The organism is Streptosporangium brasiliense (assembly GCF_030811595.1).
Taxonomy (GTDB): Bacteria; Actinomycetota; Actinomycetes; order Streptosporangiales; family Streptosporangiaceae; genus Streptosporangium; species Streptosporangium brasiliense.
Window position 1 is genome coordinate 895,846 of the sequence record NZ_JAUSRB010000001.1, and the last position, 15,143, is coordinate 910,988.

Consider the following 15,143-nt stretch of genomic DNA (forward strand, 5'->3'; position numbering starts at 1 on the left):
ATGTTCCGACCACAGCTCGCCGCCCGGCTGACCCGCCCGGGCATCAGCCTGTCCCGCCTGTCGCCGGTCACGGCCGTCTCCCTGGCCGTCCTCGTGGCGGTGGGGCTGCTGGCCCTCCTGGCCCCGCTCATCGTGGGCGACCCACTGGCGACCGGCGTCCCGGCCACCCCGCCGGGCGCCGAGCACTGGTTCGGCACCGACCGCGCCGGCCGTGACGTCTTCGCCCGGGTCGCGCACGGCGCCCGGTCCTCGCTCCTCGTCGGCCTGGGCGCCACCGCGGTGGCGGTGCTCGTCGGCGCGGTGCTCGGCAGCCTCGCGGCGACCTCCCGGAAGATCGTCGGGGAGGGCATCATGCGCGTCCTCGACGTGATCATGGCCTTCCCGCCCATCGCGCTGGCCGCGGTGCTGGTGGCGGTCTTCGGCCGCGACCTCATGCTGCTGACGCTGACCATCTCCTTCCTGTACGTGCCCCACCTCACCCGCGTCGTGCGGGCCAACGTCCTGGCGCAGTACGGCGAGGACTACGTCGCCGCCGAGCGGGTGATCGGCGGCCCCCGCTGGTACATCCTGGTCAAGCACGTCGCCATCAACTGCGCCGCGCCGATCCTGGTCTTCGCCACCCTCCTGGTGGCCGAAGTGATCATCTTCGAGGCCAGCCTGTCGTTCATCGGCGCGGGCGTCCAGGACCCGGCGCCGAGCTGGGGCAACGTCCTGGCGTACGGCCGGCAGATCGTGCTCGCCGGCGGCTGGTGGGCCACGTTCTTCCCCGGGCTGGCGATCCTGCTGACGGTGCTCGCGCTCAACCTGCTCGCCGAGGGGCTGACCGACGCGTGGGCGGCCCCCCGCACGGCCCGGCGCAGGCGGCCGCGGGCCGGAGCCGACGTGGTCCCCGTACCCGCCGGTGGGAGCCCGATCCCCGCCCCGAGCGCCGAGGTCGACGCCGCGCTCGCCCGGCTCGCCGCGGTGATGGCCGGGCGCGAGCCCCGGGTCGCGCCGCTGTCCCCCTCGGCCGGGACCCTGCTGTCGGTCCAGGACCTCACGATCCGCTTCCCCCAGCGCTATGGCGACGTCCCCGTCGTGCAGTCGCTCTCCTTCGAGGTGCGCGGCGGCGAGACGCTCGGCCTGGTCGGGGAGTCCGGCTGCGGCAAGAGCCTGACCAGCCTGGCGGTCATGGGCCTGCTGCCCCGCGGCGCGCAGGTCAGCGGCCGGATCGAGTACGACGGGCGGGACATCCTCGCCCTCCCTGCTCGGCAGCGGCGGGCGATCTCCGGCCCGGAGATCGCCATGGTCTACCAGGACGCCATGTCGTCGCTGAACCCGTCGGTCCTCGTCGGCTCCCAACTGCGGCAGCTGACCCGCAGGGGCGGCACCCGGACGCCGGAGGAGCTGCTCGGACTCGTGGGCCTGGACCCGCGGCGGACCCTGCGCAGCTACCCGCACGAGCTGTCCGGCGGCCAGCGCCAGCGGGTGCTGATCGCGATGGCGCTCTCGCGCAGCCCGCGCCTGCTCGTCGCCGACGAGCCGACGACAGCCCTCGACGTGACCGTGCAGGCCCAGGTCGTCGAGCTGCTCGGCCGGCTCAGGGACGAGCTCGGCTTCGCCATGGTGCTCGTCTCGCACGACCTCGCCCTGGTCGGCGAGCTCGCGCACCGGATCGCGGTGATGTACGCGGGCCAGCTCGCCGAGGTCGGCACGGCCCCGCGGCTGCTGTCCGGCGTGCGGCACCACTACGCCCGCGGCCTGCTCGGCTCCGTGCTCTCCCTGGAGGCCGAGGCCGAGCGGCTGCACCAGGTGCCCGGCGTGGTGCCCGCGCCGCAGGACTTCGGCCCGGGGTGCCGTTTCGCCGGCCGCTGCGCCGCCGCCACCGCGGCGTGCCGGGCGTCGCGGCCGGAGCTCACCGGCGACCCGCGCGAGCACGCGCACGCCTGCTTCCATCCAGGCGCCGTCCGCGAAGGGGGACAGCTGTGAACGGACCGGTCGTAAGCCTCGAACAGGTCCACGTCGTGCACACCGCGCGCAGCGGCGGGATGTTCAGCCGCGACAGGGTCTACGCTCTCACCGACGCCACGGTGTCGGTCGGGCGGGGCGAGATCCTCGGCGTCGTCGGGGAGTCCGGCTGCGGCAAGTCGACCCTCGCCAAGGTGGTGGTCGGCCTGCAGGCGCCCACCTCGGGGACGGTCCGCTTCCGCGGCGAGGACCTGTGGTCGATGCCGGCGAAGACGCGGCGCGAGACCTTCGGCACCTCCGTCGGCATGGTGTTCCAGGACGCCTCCACCGCCCTCAACCCGAGGCTGCCGGTCCGGCGCATCCTGCGTGACCCGCTGGACATCCACCGGCGCGGGACCGTACGGCAGCGCGAGGCGCGCGTGCGCGACCTGCTCGACCTGGTCGGGCTGCCCGGGCACATCGCCGACGCGCTGCCCGGCCGGCTGTCCGGCGGCCAGCGCCAGCGGGTCGCCGTGGCCCGGGCCCTGGCCCTGGGACCCGATGTGATCGTCGCCGACGAGCCCACCAGCGCCCTCGACGTCTCGGTCCGCGCCCAGGTGCTCAACCTGCTGGTCGACCTGCGCGCGAGCCTGGGCCTGGGCCTGGTCTTCATCTCCCACGACATCCAGACCGTCCGCTATCTCGCCGACCGGATCGCGGTCATGTATCTCGGCCGCGTCGTGGAGGAGGGCCCGGCCGCCGAGGTGGCGGGCGAGGCCCGCCATCCCTACACGCGCGCGCTGTTCTCGGCCACCCCGAGCCTGCTCGGCGACACCGAGCGGATCGTGCTGACCGGCCCCGTGCCGTCGGCGACGCATCCGCCGTCGGGCTGCCCGTTCCGCACCCGCTGCTGGAAGGCCACAGACGAGTGCTCGGCGCGGTTCCCGCCGGCCGGCCAGGCAGGCCGGGAGAGCCGGCACTCCTGGCACTGCGTTCATCCCGAATCCCCCGTAAGGAGAACCCCGTGAGTCCCCGTGAGTCCCGCTTCAGCGGCGTCGTCCCCCCGATCGTCACCCCCCTGACGCCGGGTGGAGAGGTCGACGTGCCGTCGCTGGAGCGGCTGGTCGAGTTCCTGATCGAGGCGGGCGTCACCGGCCTGTTCGCGCTCGGCAGCTCCGGCGAGGCCGCCTTCCTCACCGACGCCCGGCGCGACCGGGCACTGGAGGCCGTGGTGCGGACGGCCGCGGGCCGGGTCCCGGTGCTCGCCGGGTGCATCGAGACGACGACCGCCCGCGTGATCGAGCGGGCCGAGGTCGCCGCCGAGCTCGGCGCCGACGCGACCGTGGTGACCGCGCCGTTCTACACCCGCGTCCATCCCCTGGAGGTCGACCGCCACTTCCGGGCGGTCCGGGCCGCGGTCGACCTGCCGATGTTCGCCTACGACGTGCCGGTGTCGGTGCACACCAAGCTCGCCGTGGACCAGGTGCTGTCGCTGGCCGCCGACGGCGTCATCGACGGCCTCAAGGACTCCAGCGGCGACGACGTCGGCTTCCGCCAGGTGGTGCTCGGCACCGCCGGGCTGCCCGGGTTCGCGGCGCTGACCGGCCACGAGGTCGTCGTCGACGCGATGATGCTCGCCGGCGCGGACGGCGTGGTGCCCGGTCTCGGCAACGTCGACCCGCACGGCTACGTGCGCCTGGTGCGGGCCTGCGCCGAGGGTCGCTGGGCGGACGCCAAGGCCGAGCAGGACCGGCTGACCCGGCTGTTCCGGATCGTCGAGGCCGCCTCACCGGCGACCGCCGGGGGCAGCACGAAGGGCGTCGGCGCGTTCAAGACGGCCCTCGCCCTGCGCGGTGTCATCGCGGGCGCGGCCGTCTCGCCGCCCATGCGCGAGCTGACCGCCGACGAGACCCGGACCGTGGCCGCCCACCTCGAAGAGGCCGGGCTGCTGTGACCGTCGTCGTCGGCGTGGACATCGGCGGCACCAAGACCGCCGCCGGGCTGGTCGACCGCTCCGGCGCCCTGCTGGCCGTACGGACGCTGCCGACCCCGGCGGCGCGGGGTCCGGCGGCGGTCGTGGACACCGCCGTGGACCTGGTCCGCGAGCTGGCCGCAGGGGCCGGGGACGTCGCGGCGGTGGGCATCGGCAGCGCCGGGGTCGTGGACCCGCGGCGCGGCGTGATCGTCTCGGCCACCGACGCCATCACCGGATGGGCCGGCACGGACCTGCGCGGAGAGGTCTCCCGCAGGCTCGGCCTGCCCGTCGCCGTGGACAACGACGTGCACGCGCACGCGCTCGGCGAGCAGTGGCGCGGCGCCGCCGCCGGCCACGCCGACGTGCTGCTGGTGGCGGCGGGCACCGGGATCGGGGCCTCCGTCGTCATCGGCGGGCGGGTGCTGCGCGGCGCGCACTCGGTGGCCGGCCACGCCGGCCACGTGCCCGCCGCGGCGGCGGCCGGCCTGCCCTGCCCGTGCGGCGGGCGCGGGCACGTCGAGGCGGTCGCGTCCGGCCCCGCCCTGCTGGCGGACTACCGCGGCCGGGCCGGGGCCGGGGCCGCGCACCTGGCCGACGTCGCCCGGCTCGCCGCGGACGGCGACCGGGTCGCCGCGGCCGTCCTGACCCGGGGGGCCGCCGCGCTCGGCTCGACGATCGGAGGACTCATGAACGTCATCGACCCCGAGATCGTCGTGGTCGGGGGTGGCGTCGCCGCGTGCGGGGCGCTGTGGTGGCGGGCGCTGCGGGAGGGGATCCGCGCCGAGGCGCTGCCCTCGCTGCGCGAGGTGCCGGTCGTGCCGGCCGCGCTCGGCGGTGACGCCGCCCTGCTCGGCGCCGCCCGCATGGCGCTGGAGGCGGCCGGATGAACCCGCTGCTCGCCGCGGTCCGCGGCCGCCTCATCGTGTCCTGCCAGGCCTACCCCGGCGAGCCGATGCGCGACGCCGACACGATGTGCCGGGTGGCCCGGTCCGTCAGCGCCGGCGGGGCGGCAGGCATCCGTGCGCAGGGGCTGGAGGACCTGCGCCGGATCCGGGCCGCGCTCGACCTGCCCCTCATCGGTCTGTGGAAGGACGGCGACGGCGACGTCTTCATCACGCCGACGCTCGAACACGCCCTCGCGGTCGCCGGGGCGGGCGCCGACATCGTGGCCCTCGACGGCACCGCCCGTCCCCGGCCCGACGGCCGGACCCTCGCGCAGACCGTCCGGGCGGTGCGGGAACGGACCGGCCGGCTGGTGATGGCCGACGTCTCGACCTATGACGAGGGCGTCGCGGCGGCCGGAGCGGGCGCCGACCTCGTGGGGACGACGCTCGCCGGCTACACGCCGTACTCGCGCGGCGGCCCCGGCCCGGACCTCGACCTGGTCGCCCGGCTCTCCCGCGACCTGCCGGTCCCGGTGATCGCCGAAGGCCGGATCCACACCCCGGAGCAGGCCGCCGAGGCCATCCGGCGGGGAGCGCACGCGGTGGTCGTCGGCACCGCCATCACCCATCCGGCGAGCATCACCCGCTGGTTCGCCCAGGCCGCCGCCGGCGCCCAGCGGGCGGGCCGGTCGTCCGGGCCGTCCGGCTAGCCGGGCGCCGTGCCGGGGGCCCGCCCGGCCCGGCGGAAGAAGGCTGCCACCGCGTAGGGGTCGACCGGGTCGGTGAGCAGGGCGAGCATCTCGTCCTTGCGGGCCGGGTCCACTTTGAACGGGTGGCCGAACACGTGCGGGCCCTCCCCGTCGCCCAGCAGCCTGGTCAGCATCAGGTCACCGGGCAGGGCCTGCCGGGGGAGCAGCTCGTCGGCCAGCGTCACCGGGCCCCCGCCCTCGCCGCCCGCCTCGCGCAGGGTGATCTCCTCCCCGGAGACGTCGAGGACCTCCCACAGCCGCAGCGGCGTCCTGCGCCAGGACTCCAGCAGCTCCGCCTCGTCGTCGCGCAGCCACTCGCCCCGCGCGTCCAGGAACTCCCCGACGACGTCGTTCTCGAACAGCGCCAGGTCGGCCAGGGCGGGCTCGGCCACCCGGACGCTCAGCGCGACCAGGTCGTCGATCAGGCGGCGGCGGGCCGGGCGGTAGCCATAGGCGAGCAGCTGCCGGAACAGGTGCGCGGCCCGTGCCGGCAGCGGGTCGTCCGGGGCCGTACGGCAGGCGGCGTACTCGGCCGCGTCCCGCTCGGCCGGCGCCAGGCCAGGGGAGAGGGAGAGCACCTCGTGGACGAGCCCGGCCGCCTCGAACGACCGGCCCTCGCCCTCGGCCGACCTGGCGATCAGCAGCAGCGCCGCCGGCTCGGTGCGCGGGAGCGCCTCGATCAGGGCGGGGGCGAGCGGCTCGCGCTCCACCTCGTCGGCGACCCTGGCGAGCACCGCCTCCGAACGGGACAGGTAGGTGATCGCCTTGGACAGGTCGGCGCCCTCGGCGTAGGTCCGCAGCGCGCTGCGGACCAGGGCCAGCCTGATGACGTCCAGCGGGGCCAGGTCGGCGACCGAAGCGGTGTCCCACGGCGCGCCCACGATGCCGACCCGGCCTCCCCGCAGCTCCAGCGAGGCCTCACGCAGCAGCGGGGCCAGCGGCGGGAGCGGGTCGGCGAAGGTCTCCGGGGCTTTCATCAGCAGTTCGAGGACCACGACGTCGATGGAGACGCCGGGAGCGGGCTCCAGCCCCTCGGCGAAGGCGCGCAGCGCGTCGAGCGCCTGCTCACCGAACTCCTGGACGACCCGGATCGCCCGCTCGGCGGGGAAGTCGGTCAGCTCCGTGGTCGACAGCTCCAGCGCGCCGTCGCGCAGGCGCAGCGCGACCAGGTCCTCCGGCGCCACCCCCGACAGCCAGCCCTCGGGCCCCGTCAGGGACGGCTCGCCCGCCTCGACCACGGTGCGGACCCGGCCGCCCCCGGCCAGCGGCACCCCGCCGCCGTCGGCCAGCCGTGCCCACAGCCGCAGGTCGTCGACGGCCGTCAGCGCGCCGGCCGCCAGCTCGGCCCGGGTGACCAGGTGCGTCAGCACCGCGCCCTCGCTCAACCTCAGAAGCTCGCTCATCTGTCCATTCTTCTGGACATCCGGACACGACGGCGCCGCCGCCCCTCTCGAAGGGGACGGCGGCGCGTGGCGCGCGGGCGGTTACGGCCTGGTCACGCCCAGGGTGTAGGAGCCCGAACCGCTGTAGGCGTGGACCCGCACACGGTAGGTGCCCGCGGTGCCGTTGTAGGTGAAGGCCTCGTCGGGGTTGGGGGTGGTCCCACTGGCCACGTCGGTCCAGGTGGAGCCGTTCAGCTTCTGCAGGTAGGCGTCGTAGTCGGTGCCGTTGGGGCCGTCCAGACAGATGCGCTGCACGCCGGCGCCGGCGGTGTAGCCGCCGCTGCCGGGCTGGTAGACGCTCTGGTTGGAGGTCAGCGAGCCGTTGTAGGTGTTCTGGTAGCCGCCGCAGCCGGCCGGCGGGTTGCCGTCCCCGGTGACCAGGGTGAGCCCGTAGACCTGGAGGATCTCGTTGATCGGCTGGAAGAAGGTCGTGCCGCCGGATGAGCAGTTGCCCGAGCCGCCGGAGGTGACGCCCTGGGCCTGGCTGCCGGAGATGTAGGAGCCGCCGGAGTCGCCGGGCTCGGCGCACACGCTGGTGCGGCCCAGGCCGGTGATGGTGCCCTCGGGGTAGGTGACGCTGGCGTTGCGGGCCTGGATGGTGCCGCAGTGCCAGCCGGTGGTCGAGCCGGCCCGGCAGACCGACGAGCCCACGGCCGCGTCGGCCGACCCGCCGACCTGGACGATGCCGTTGCTGTAGCCGTTCACCACGCCGACCGGCGTCCAGTTGGAGTTGACCGCGACCCAGGCGTAGTCGTTGCCGGGGAAGGACGAGCCCTGGAAGGTGCCCTGCGCGACCTGGTTGGAGCCCTTGGTGCTGGCCCCGATGGTGCCGCAGTGGCCCGCGGTGGCGAAGCCGCCCTGGGTGCCGCGGGTGACCGAGAAGCCGACCGAGCAGCGGGAGCCGCTGCCGATGTAGTAGGCGTCGCCGCCGCGGACGTCGTAGAACGGCCGGGGCCGCTCGGTGGAGGTCTCCACGCGGACCAGCGCCCTGTCGAGGCCGGCGGCGTTCACGAACGCCTCCGCGGCGGCGGTGTCGCCCGCCAGCACCACGACGCTGTTGCTGCGCACGTCGACGTACCAGGAGGGCACGGCCCCGTACGGCGCGCCGGCGACGGCGTCGAGCCGCTCCCTGGCCGCCTCCAGCGTGGCCAGCGAGTGCTTGACGAGCTTGGCCTCCGCGCCGGCGCGGAGAATAGTGGTGATCTTCGTCGAGTCGGTGGTGGCGACCACGAACTCGGAGGTGGGGCCGCTCACCCAGGCGCCGGCGAAGTCCTTGCCGAGCTGCCCGCGGACGGCGGGCTCGACCTTGGCCGCGGCGGCCTCGTTGACGAGCCGGGCCACGGCCTGCTCGCCGGTGATCCCGAGGTCGCGCCTGAGGGCGTCGATCATGGCGGGGGCGGGCCTGGCGGCCGCCGCCTGTGCCCGGGCCGTGGCGAACGCGGACGGGGCGGGGTCGCCGCCGGGACCGGCCTGGGCGGTGGCGGGGGTGACCACCAGGGTGAACGCGAGCGCGAAGCCCGCGGACACGGCACTTCTGCGGAGCATGTGTCGTCTCCTCGTGTGGGGGGTGCCGCCAAGGTAGCGGTGCTCACACGGGGCGTGGTTCTACCAAATGCTCCCTACCGCCGCGTTATGGGGAGGTGCCGAACCGGGGGTTGCCGGCCAGCCAGGCGGCATACCGCGCGCTGCGCCGCACCGCGTCGGCGTGGGCGGCCTTGGCGTGCTCGGCGATCGACGCCGCGACCCGCGCGGCCGCGCCCTCCGGATGCCAGCCGAGCAGCTGCCGCCAGCGCAGCGGCGCGTCGGCGAGCGGGACCGTCGCCACGCCCGGGGTCGGTTGGAAGGTCGCCTGGCACAGTACGGCGGCGCGTCCGACCTTGGCCAGGTGCGTGCACGTGGCCACGTCGGTCTCATAGATCGTCCGGGGGGTGAAGCCCGCGCGGGCGCAGGCCGTGGCGAAGCAGTCACCGAAACAGCTGTCTCCGGGGGTGACCGCCCACCGCTCTCCGGCCAGCTCGGCCAGCGCCACCTCCTCCCGGCCGACCAGCGGGTGGTTCTCCTCCAGCATCACGAAGACCGGGTCCACCCCCACGGTCAGCCACACCACCGGCCCTTCCACCGGCGGGGGGCTCTCCCCGCAGGCGCCGATGAGCGCGAAGTCGAGCCGGCCGAGCATGACCATCGTGGTGAGCTCCTTGGCCGACCAGGAGGTGTAGGTGCTCACCGGCGTCGACGGCCACGCCGTGGCGAGCCGGTCGACCAGCCCACCCAGGATCGGCCCGTTGGTGGCGCCCAGCCGGTAGCTGGGGACCTCGCCGCTGGCGTTGGCGAACCGGACCGCCTCCTCCTGCAGCTCCCGGGCGGCGGGCAGCAGCACCATCGCCCTGGACAGCACCAGCTCCCCGAGGGGTGTGGGCCGCGCGCCGTTGTGGTCGCGTTCGAAAAGAGCCCCTCCGAGCACCCGCTCGATCCGTTTGAGCTGCGCGGTCAGTGCGGGCTGGGCCAGCCCGAGGAGGGTGGCCGCCTTGGTGACGCTCCCGGCCTCGGCGACCGCCCGCACGATCTTGAGGTGTCGGAGCTCAAGGTCCATACCGGGAAGGTAAGGCCGCGGCGTTATGGCTGCAATGCAAACGAGTCATGAAATCTGACTCAATTTCGTGAAATCCTGTCGCCAGGAGGGACCCCCGAGGAAGTGAGGGAGGGCGGTGACCGGGTAGGCGAGTCCTATGACAATGGGAATCGACCCGATGGACCTGACCGAGGACGACCTGCTCCGTGAGCTGCGGCACCTGCACGCCACCCGGACCGACACCCTCCTGCACGGCTCCGCGGACGCACTCGCCAACCACACCACGCGGACCGAGGAGCTGGAGCAGGAGTATCTGCGCCGCCACCCCGAGCGGGACGTCGACCCCGAACGGCTGCGCGAAGGCGCCCGGCGCCGCCAGGGAGCACCCTCGTGAACGAGGGCCGTCCCGACGTCCAGGCCCTGTCGGGCGTGGACACCGATGTCTACGAGGCGGTGTCCGGGCTCGCCGTGGAGGGCAGGGCGGCGACGGTCGCCGAGGTGGCCCGGGCGACCGCCCTGCCGGAGGAGACGGTACGGCGGAGCCTCGACGGGCTGACCGAGGCCGGCTGGCTGAAGGTCGCCGGGACCTCCTACGTCCTCGGCCCCCACGGCTGGGGGCTGGAGTACTGACCCGGGCTGGAGCACTGACCCGCGGAGGTGACAGGGCCGTCCCCCCCGCGACGCGGACCGCCGTACGGGCCCGCCGCGCCCGTGGGGAGGTCGCGTACGGGCCCGAGGGGAGAGCGGGCAGTCACGTACGGGTCCGCGAGGAGCGTGGGCGGTCGCGTGTACGGGCCCGCGGGGAGCGCGCGGGGAGCGCGCGGGCGGTGAGGGGCATGCCTCGCGTGCCGCTGGGATGTCGGTGCCGCTGGGATTCCGTGCTTGCTGGGTGCCGCGGGGCTTGCCGGGGTTCCGTGCCGCTGGGTGTCGCGTGCCGGTGGGGTTACCATCCGATGATGGACGTCGCCGAGCTCACCCCGGCCGAGGCCCGCGGCCGTTTCCGCGAAGGTCTGCGGACGCCCACCGCCGGATGGTGCCGGGGCTGGACCCAGGCGAACCTGCTCGCCGTGCCCCGCGAGCTCGCCTACGACCTGCTGCTGTTCGCCCAGCGCAATCCCGTCGCCTGCCCCGTGCTGGACGTCGGCGACCCCGGGGCGGTCAGCACCGGCCTGTTCGGCGGGGACCTCCGCACCGACCTGCCCGCCTACCGGGTCTACGAGCACGGCGCGGCCGTGGCCGATGTGGGCGACGTCCGCGACCTCTGGCGCGACGATCTGGTGGCCTTCCTGCTGGGCTGCAGCTTCACCTTCGAGAACGCGCTGCTGCGGGCGGGCGTCCCGGTGCGGCACATCGAGGCGGGGACGAACGTGCCGATGTATCTCACCTCGCTGCCCTGCCGCCCCGCGGGCTCGCTGAGCGGTCCGATGGTCGTCTCCATGCGCCCGGTCCCGGCCTCCCTGGTGCCGACCGCCGTCCGGGTGACGGCGAGATACCCGGCCGTGCACGGCGCGCCGATCCACGTCGGCGATCCGGCCGAGATCGGGATAGCCGACCTCGGCACCCCGGACTTCGGCGACCCCGTCGAGGTGAGAGCGGGGGAGACCCCGGTCTTCTGGGCCTGCGGGGTGACGCCGCAGGCGGCCGTGACGGCGAGCGGGGTGTCCTTCGCGATCGGCCACCTGCCGGGCCACATGGCGATCACCGACGCCCGGGACGACCGCTTCCAGGTCCCGTGAGCGCGGCCTCGCGGCTCCGGCTCGGACGGGTCGGCCCCCCGCCCGCGGAGGCCGCGCTCACCGCGGGCGGCCGTTCACGGCGGCCGTGAGCGCGGCCACCTGCGGTCCCAGGGGCGGCGCGCCCAGCCGGTTGTCGATCTCGGCGTACGGCACGGCGGGCGGATGGTCGACCTGGATCGCCCGCAGGTAGTCGTCGAAGCGGGCCAGTTTCCCCGCGTCCCTGCCGAGCCCTCTCCGCTCCAGCCTGGCACGCAGGGTGGGGCCGTCGGAGCGGATCCAGACCAGGTGGACCGGCGGGCCCCCCAGCTCCTCCACCCAGCGCTCCCACCGCGCCGCGTCGTGCACCTGGCCGGTGAAGGGACCGTCGAGCATCACCGGGCAGCCGTGGGAGCGGATCTGCCGGGCGAGCGCGGTCAGCCCGGCGTACTCGTGCCGCTTGACGTGCTCGTCGTACCACGGTCCTTCGCGCTCTCCCTGGTCCCGGCCGTGGGCCCGGAGGGTGGCCGCCACGAACCCGCCGTAGGCGGTGTCCTTGTCGAGCAGCGCGGGCACCGGGTCCAGCCCCGCCAGCAGCGCCGCCGCCACGGTCGACTTGCCCGCGCCCGGCGGCCCGCTCACCACCCACAGCGTCCCCGGTCCTGTCATGCGGCCATTCTCACCCGATCACCCCTTGAGCCCCGAACGGGAGATCCCCTCGATCACCCAGCGCTGGGCGACGAGGTAGAGCACGATCACCGGCAGGCTGGCGATCACCGCGCCGGCCATCAGGAGGTCGTAGCGGATGTTGTTGGCCCCCTGGAAGTTGCCCAGGCCCGCCGGGAGGGTCAGGGACTCGGGGCTGAGCAGGACGTAGATCGGCCAGAGGAAGTCGTTCCAGTTGGTGAGGAAGGACAGCAGGAACAACGTCACCAGGGCGGGGCGGGCCAGCGGGAGCGCGATGGTGGTGAAGATCTGCCACCGGTTGCAGCCGTCCAGCTCGGCCGCCTCCTCCAGCTCGCCCGGCAGCGTGACGAAGAACTGCCGCAGGAAGAACACCCCGAACGCGCCCGCGGCGGCGGGGACGATCACGGCGGGCAGGCTGTCCACCCACGAGAGCTCGTTGACGATCAGGAAGTTCGGGATCAACAGCACCACCGGCGGCACGAACAGCGTCGCCACGACCGTCGCGAAGATCACACCCCGGCCGCGGAAGCGGAGCCGGGCCAGCGCGTAGGCGGCGGGCGCCGCGGTGACCAGGACCAGGACGGCATGGCCGGTGGCGGCGGTGAGGCTGTTGACGAACCACTTGACGATCGGGCTGTCCGCGCTGCCGAGGATCTCCCGGTAGGCGTCCAGGGTGGCCGGGCCGGGGATCCACCGGGGATCGGTCGAGCCGGCCCCCTCGCGGGTCTTGAACGAGGTGGACAGCATGTAGACCAGCGGGCTCAGGTAGAGCGCCGCGATCACGGCGAGGATCAGGTGGAGCAGGGCCCGCCGCAGGCTGCGGATGTCGCGGGTCATCGCTTGCCCCTGTCTCTGAAGGCGCCGAACACCAGCGCGCTGGCCACCATCAGGAAGCCGGCCAGGATGAAGCTCATGGCCGAGGCGGTGCCCATGTCGAACTGGCGCAGACCGGTCTCGGCGATGAGGTAGATCGCGGTCTTGGTCTGGTCGGCGGGGGCCCCGCCCGTGATCAGGTAGGACTGGCCGAACATGTTGGCCGAGGCCAGGATGGTGGAGTTGACCACGAAGACCGTCACGGGCCGCAGGCCGGGCAGCGTCACCGAGCGGAACCGGTGCCAGGCGGAGGCGCCGTCGACCATCGCCGCCTCGTGCAGCTCGCGCGGGATGTCCTGCAGGCCGGCGAGGAAGATGACGGAGTTCAGGCCCAGCGTCCACCACACCGTCACCCCGACGAGGGCGATCCAGGCGGGCGGCACGTCGGTGGTCCACTGCACGTCGAGGCCCAGATAGTGGTTGACCAGGCCGATGTTGCCGTCCAGCAGGAACCGCCAAACGAAGCCGACGACGGCCACGCCCAGCACGTACGGTGCGAAGTAGACGGCGCGGTAGACGTTGCGTCCTTTGAAGCGGCCGTTCATCAGGAGCGCCACCAGCAGGGGCAGCACGATCAGCGGCGGGACCGAGGCGACGGTGAAGATCCCGGTGGCCCGCATCGCCGTCCAGAAGCGCGAGCCGTCCACGCCGGCGGGGTCGAACAGCTCGGCGTAGTTCTCCAGTCCGACGAACGGCTTGTCCGGGAGGTTGATGTCCCACTCGTGCAGGCTGGTCCAGAACCCGAAGCCGATCGGCAGCAGCATGAAGACGGCGAACAGGATCAGATAGGGGGCGAGGAACGCGTACGGCGTCCAGGGCCGCATCCTGCGGGGGGTCCCGGGGGACCGGCCGGGCGCGGCCGCCACGGCGAGGTCCCCCGGTCCGATCTGCACGCTCACGGCCGCTCCCCGGCCGAGGTGAGGGCCCGCGCGGCGCGCCTGTCCGGCGCGGCACCGATGGCGCGGGCCGCCGCGGTGCGCACCCTCATCGCCCGTACTTCCGCTTGTTGTCGGCCAGCAGCTTGTCGGCCGTCGCCACGCCCTCCTTCAGCGCGTCCGCCGGGGACGCCTCCTTCAGCACGGCCTTGGCCACCGCCAGCTCCAGCGCCTTGGACTGCACGTCCCCGACCCCGGGGAGCGCGGGCAGGAAGTGGAAGGCGTTCAGGTCGGCGGCCAGCTTGATCTGGGGCAGTGCGGCGATCGCGGGGTCCTCGCGGACGGAGTTACGGGCCGGGATCATCCCCGCCTTGGCCCACTCGGCCGACAGGCGGCCCATGTGGTCGATGAAGAACTTGGCCGCCTGGACCTTGTTCGAGTCCTTGCCCGCCTGGGAGGTCATCACGAAGTTGTGCGAGGAGCTCCACACCGCGGCGGTGCCGCCGATGTTGGGGATCGGGGACAGGCCCCACCTGAGCGACCTGGCGTTGGACTTCAGGTCGTTGATCTGCCAGATCCCGTCCCAGGTGAAGCTGTTCCTGTCGTTCTTGAAGGCGGCGTACTGGGTGTCCTGGGCCACCTTGGCGGGGCTGAAGCCCTTGTCGATCTGCTCCACCATCCAGCTCAGCGCCTGCGCGCCCTGCTCGGAGCCCCACAGCGCCCGCGTGCCGTCCTCGCTGTAGAGCTGCCCCCCGTGCTGCCACAGCAGGCTCATGAACATCAGGTGGCCGGGCCACTTGTTCGGCATCCAGAACGGGTTGGCGATCCCGGCGTCCCTGAGCCCGCCGAGCGCCTCCTCGTAGGAGGCCTTGTCGGCGGGGGCGTCGCTCAGGCCGGCCTTCTCCAGGTGGGCCCGGTTCCAGTAGTCGCCCAGGCAGTGCACGTCGAGCGGCACGCTGTAGCGCTTGCCCTCGTAGATCCCGGCGTTCCACACCGCGGGGATGAAGTCCGCCTCGGTCAGCTTGAGCGCGCCCACCACGTCGTCCAGCGGGATCAGCGTCTGCCGGGCGGCGAAGGTGCCGATCCAGTCGTTGTGGATGACCGCGACGTCGGGGCCCTTGCCCGCGGCGATGGCCGTCGGCATCGCGGGATAGAGGTCCTCCCAGCGGCGGGTGACGTTGCGGACCTCGATCCGGCCGGAGAACTCCTTGTTGAACGTCTCCAGCATGGCCCGCATGTGAGGACCGTCACCGCCGGTGAAGCCGTTCCAGTAGTCCAGGGTCACCTTGGGCCCGGTGTATTCGCCGCCGGAGAACGTCGGCGCGGCCGAGGCGGGGGCGGCGGAGCCGGAACCGATCTTGGTCCCGCTCCCGCAGGCCGACAGCGCGGCGGTGAGTCCCACGGCACCGGACAGGCCGAGGAAGGAACGGCGGGAAAGAGGGCTGGTCATG

The 15,143-nt window shown here is 73.9% G+C and carries 15 protein-coding genes; 8 read left to right on the forward strand and 7 right to left on the reverse strand.

Translation table 11 applies throughout. The annotated features are described in order from the left end of the window. From J2S55_RS03935 to J2S55_RS03955, 5 genes are read left to right on the forward strand one after another with little or no spacing between them, the layout of a single operon-like run. Complete coding sequence (locus J2S55_RS03935) at window positions 1-1,968, forward strand: dipeptide/oligopeptide/nickel ABC transporter permease/ATP-binding protein (RefSeq protein ID WP_306857343.1); 1,968 nt, start codon at window positions 1-3, stop codon at window positions 1,966-1,968. Further along, window positions 1,965-2,954, forward strand: a complete 990-nt coding sequence (locus tag J2S55_RS03940) for an oligopeptide/dipeptide ABC transporter ATP-binding protein (RefSeq protein ID WP_306857344.1) — start codon at window positions 1,965-1,967, stop codon at window positions 2,952-2,954. The genes J2S55_RS03935 and J2S55_RS03940 overlap by 4 nt, the downstream gene beginning before the upstream one ends. Beyond that, complete coding sequence (locus tag J2S55_RS03945; RefSeq protein WP_306857345.1) at window positions 2,951-3,880, forward strand: dihydrodipicolinate synthase family protein; 930 nt, start codon at window positions 2,951-2,953, stop codon at window positions 3,878-3,880. The genes J2S55_RS03940 and J2S55_RS03945 overlap by 4 nt, the downstream gene beginning before the upstream one ends. Next, window positions 3,877-4,788, forward strand: coding sequence for an ROK family protein (locus J2S55_RS03950; protein ID WP_306857346.1), 912 nt, complete (start codon window positions 3,877-3,879; stop codon window positions 4,786-4,788). Before J2S55_RS03945 ends, J2S55_RS03950 begins: the two co-directional genes overlap by 4 nt. Then, the gene (locus J2S55_RS03955; RefSeq protein WP_306857347.1) at window positions 4,785-5,495 is read left to right on the forward strand and encodes an N-acetylmannosamine-6-phosphate 2-epimerase; all 711 of its coding nucleotides are present in this window, start codon (window positions 4,785-4,787) and stop codon (window positions 5,493-5,495) included. The genes J2S55_RS03950 and J2S55_RS03955 overlap by 4 nt, the downstream gene beginning before the upstream one ends. On the opposite strand, the gene J2S55_RS03960 is transcribed toward J2S55_RS03955, so the two are convergent. The 3 genes from J2S55_RS03960 to J2S55_RS03970 form a co-directional block, all read right to left on the reverse strand. After that, window positions 5,492-6,937, reverse strand: a complete 1,446-nt coding sequence (locus J2S55_RS03960; RefSeq protein ID WP_306857348.1) for a hypothetical protein — start codon at window positions 6,935-6,937, stop codon at window positions 5,492-5,494. The two genes, J2S55_RS03955 and J2S55_RS03960, sit on opposite strands and share 4 nt — an antisense overlap. An 81-nt stretch (window positions 6,938-7,018) precedes the next feature. Continuing rightward, a complete protein-coding gene (locus J2S55_RS03965) occupies window positions 7,019-8,521 on the reverse strand; it encodes a S1 family peptidase (protein WP_306857349.1) in 1,503 nt (500 codons plus the stop codon). A gap of 85 nt (window positions 8,522-8,606) precedes the next feature. Beyond that, window positions 8,607-9,566 carry a LysR family transcriptional regulator gene (locus J2S55_RS03970; RefSeq protein ID WP_306857350.1) on the reverse strand — a complete coding sequence of 320 codons (960 nt, stop codon included), beginning with the start codon at window positions 9,564-9,566 and terminating at the stop codon, window positions 8,607-8,609. A gap of 136 nt (window positions 9,567-9,702) precedes the next feature. On the opposite strand from J2S55_RS03970, the gene J2S55_RS03975 reads away from it, so the two are divergent. The 3 genes from J2S55_RS03975 (at window position 9,703) to J2S55_RS03985 (ending at window position 11,281) form a co-directional block, all read left to right on the forward strand. Next, entirely contained in the window at window positions 9,703-9,939 is a 237-nt protein-coding gene (locus tag J2S55_RS03975) for a DUF6158 family protein (protein WP_306857352.1), read from the forward strand. Further along, the gene (locus tag J2S55_RS03980; RefSeq protein WP_306857354.1) at window positions 9,936-10,175 is read left to right on the forward strand and encodes a helix-turn-helix domain-containing protein; all 240 of its coding nucleotides are present in this window, start codon (window positions 9,936-9,938) and stop codon (window positions 10,173-10,175) included. Before J2S55_RS03975 ends, J2S55_RS03980 begins: the two co-directional genes overlap by 4 nt. A 323-nt stretch (window positions 10,176-10,498) precedes the next feature. After that, window positions 10,499-11,281: a putative hydro-lyase gene (locus J2S55_RS03985; protein ID WP_306857355.1), complete on the forward strand. Its 783-nt coding sequence runs from the start codon at window positions 10,499-10,501 to the stop codon at window positions 11,279-11,281. A 57-nt stretch (window positions 11,282-11,338) separates the two neighbouring features. Here J2S55_RS03985 and J2S55_RS03990 read toward each other — a convergent pair whose 3' ends face one another. The 4 genes from J2S55_RS03990 to J2S55_RS04005 form a co-directional block, all read right to left on the reverse strand. Beyond that, window positions 11,339-11,926 carry a P-loop nucleotide/nucleoside kinase family protein gene (locus tag J2S55_RS03990; protein WP_306857356.1) on the reverse strand — a complete coding sequence of 196 codons (588 nt, stop codon included), beginning with the start codon at window positions 11,924-11,926 and terminating at the stop codon, window positions 11,339-11,341. Between the two features lie 18 nt (window positions 11,927-11,944). Continuing rightward, a complete protein-coding gene (locus tag J2S55_RS03995) occupies window positions 11,945-12,781 on the reverse strand; it encodes a carbohydrate ABC transporter permease (RefSeq protein ID WP_306857357.1) in 837 nt (278 codons plus the stop codon). Continuing rightward, a complete protein-coding gene (locus J2S55_RS04000) occupies window positions 12,778-13,716 on the reverse strand; it encodes a carbohydrate ABC transporter permease (RefSeq protein ID WP_306857359.1) in 939 nt (312 codons plus the stop codon). Before J2S55_RS04000 ends, J2S55_RS03995 begins: the two co-directional genes overlap by 4 nt. An 85-nt stretch (window positions 13,717-13,801) precedes the next feature. Next, window positions 13,802-15,142, reverse strand: a complete 1,341-nt coding sequence (locus J2S55_RS04005) for a substrate-binding domain-containing protein (RefSeq protein ID WP_306857361.1) — start codon at window positions 15,140-15,142, stop codon at window positions 13,802-13,804. Window position 15,143: the final 1 nt, after the last annotated feature.

Coding starts and splice junctions, on each gene's coding strand:
- J2S55_RS03990 (WP_306857356.1), bottom strand. CDS start 11,926: ATGACAGGACCGGGGACGCTGTGGGTGGTGAGCGGGCCGCCGGGCGCG.
- J2S55_RS03970 (WP_306857350.1), bottom strand. CDS start 9,566: ATGGACCTTGAGCTCCGACACCTCAAGATCGTGCGGGCGGTCGCCGAG.
- J2S55_RS03995 (WP_306857357.1), bottom strand. CDS start 12,781: ATGACCCGCGACATCCGCAGCCTGCGGCGGGCCCTGCTCCACCTGATC.
- J2S55_RS03975 (WP_306857352.1), top strand. CDS start 9,703: ATGACAATGGGAATCGACCCGATGGACCTGACCGAGGACGACCTGCTC.
- J2S55_RS03955 (WP_306857347.1), top strand. CDS start 4,785: ATGAACCCGCTGCTCGCCGCGGTCCGCGGCCGCCTCATCGTGTCCTGC.
- J2S55_RS03985 (WP_306857355.1), top strand. CDS start 10,499: ATGATGGACGTCGCCGAGCTCACCCCGGCCGAGGCCCGCGGCCGTTTC.
- J2S55_RS03960 (WP_306857348.1), bottom strand. CDS start 6,937: ATGAGCGAGCTTCTGAGGTTGAGCGAGGGCGCGGTGCTGACGCACCTG.
- J2S55_RS04005 (WP_306857361.1), bottom strand. CDS start 15,142: ATGACCAGCCCTCTTTCCCGCCGTTCCTTCCTCGGCCTGTCCGGTGCC.
- J2S55_RS03965 (WP_306857349.1), bottom strand. CDS start 8,521: ATGCTCCGCAGAAGTGCCGTGTCCGCGGGCTTCGCGCTCGCGTTCACC.
- J2S55_RS03935 (WP_306857343.1), top strand. CDS start 1: ATGTTCCGACCACAGCTCGCCGCCCGGCTGACCCGCCCGGGCATCAGC.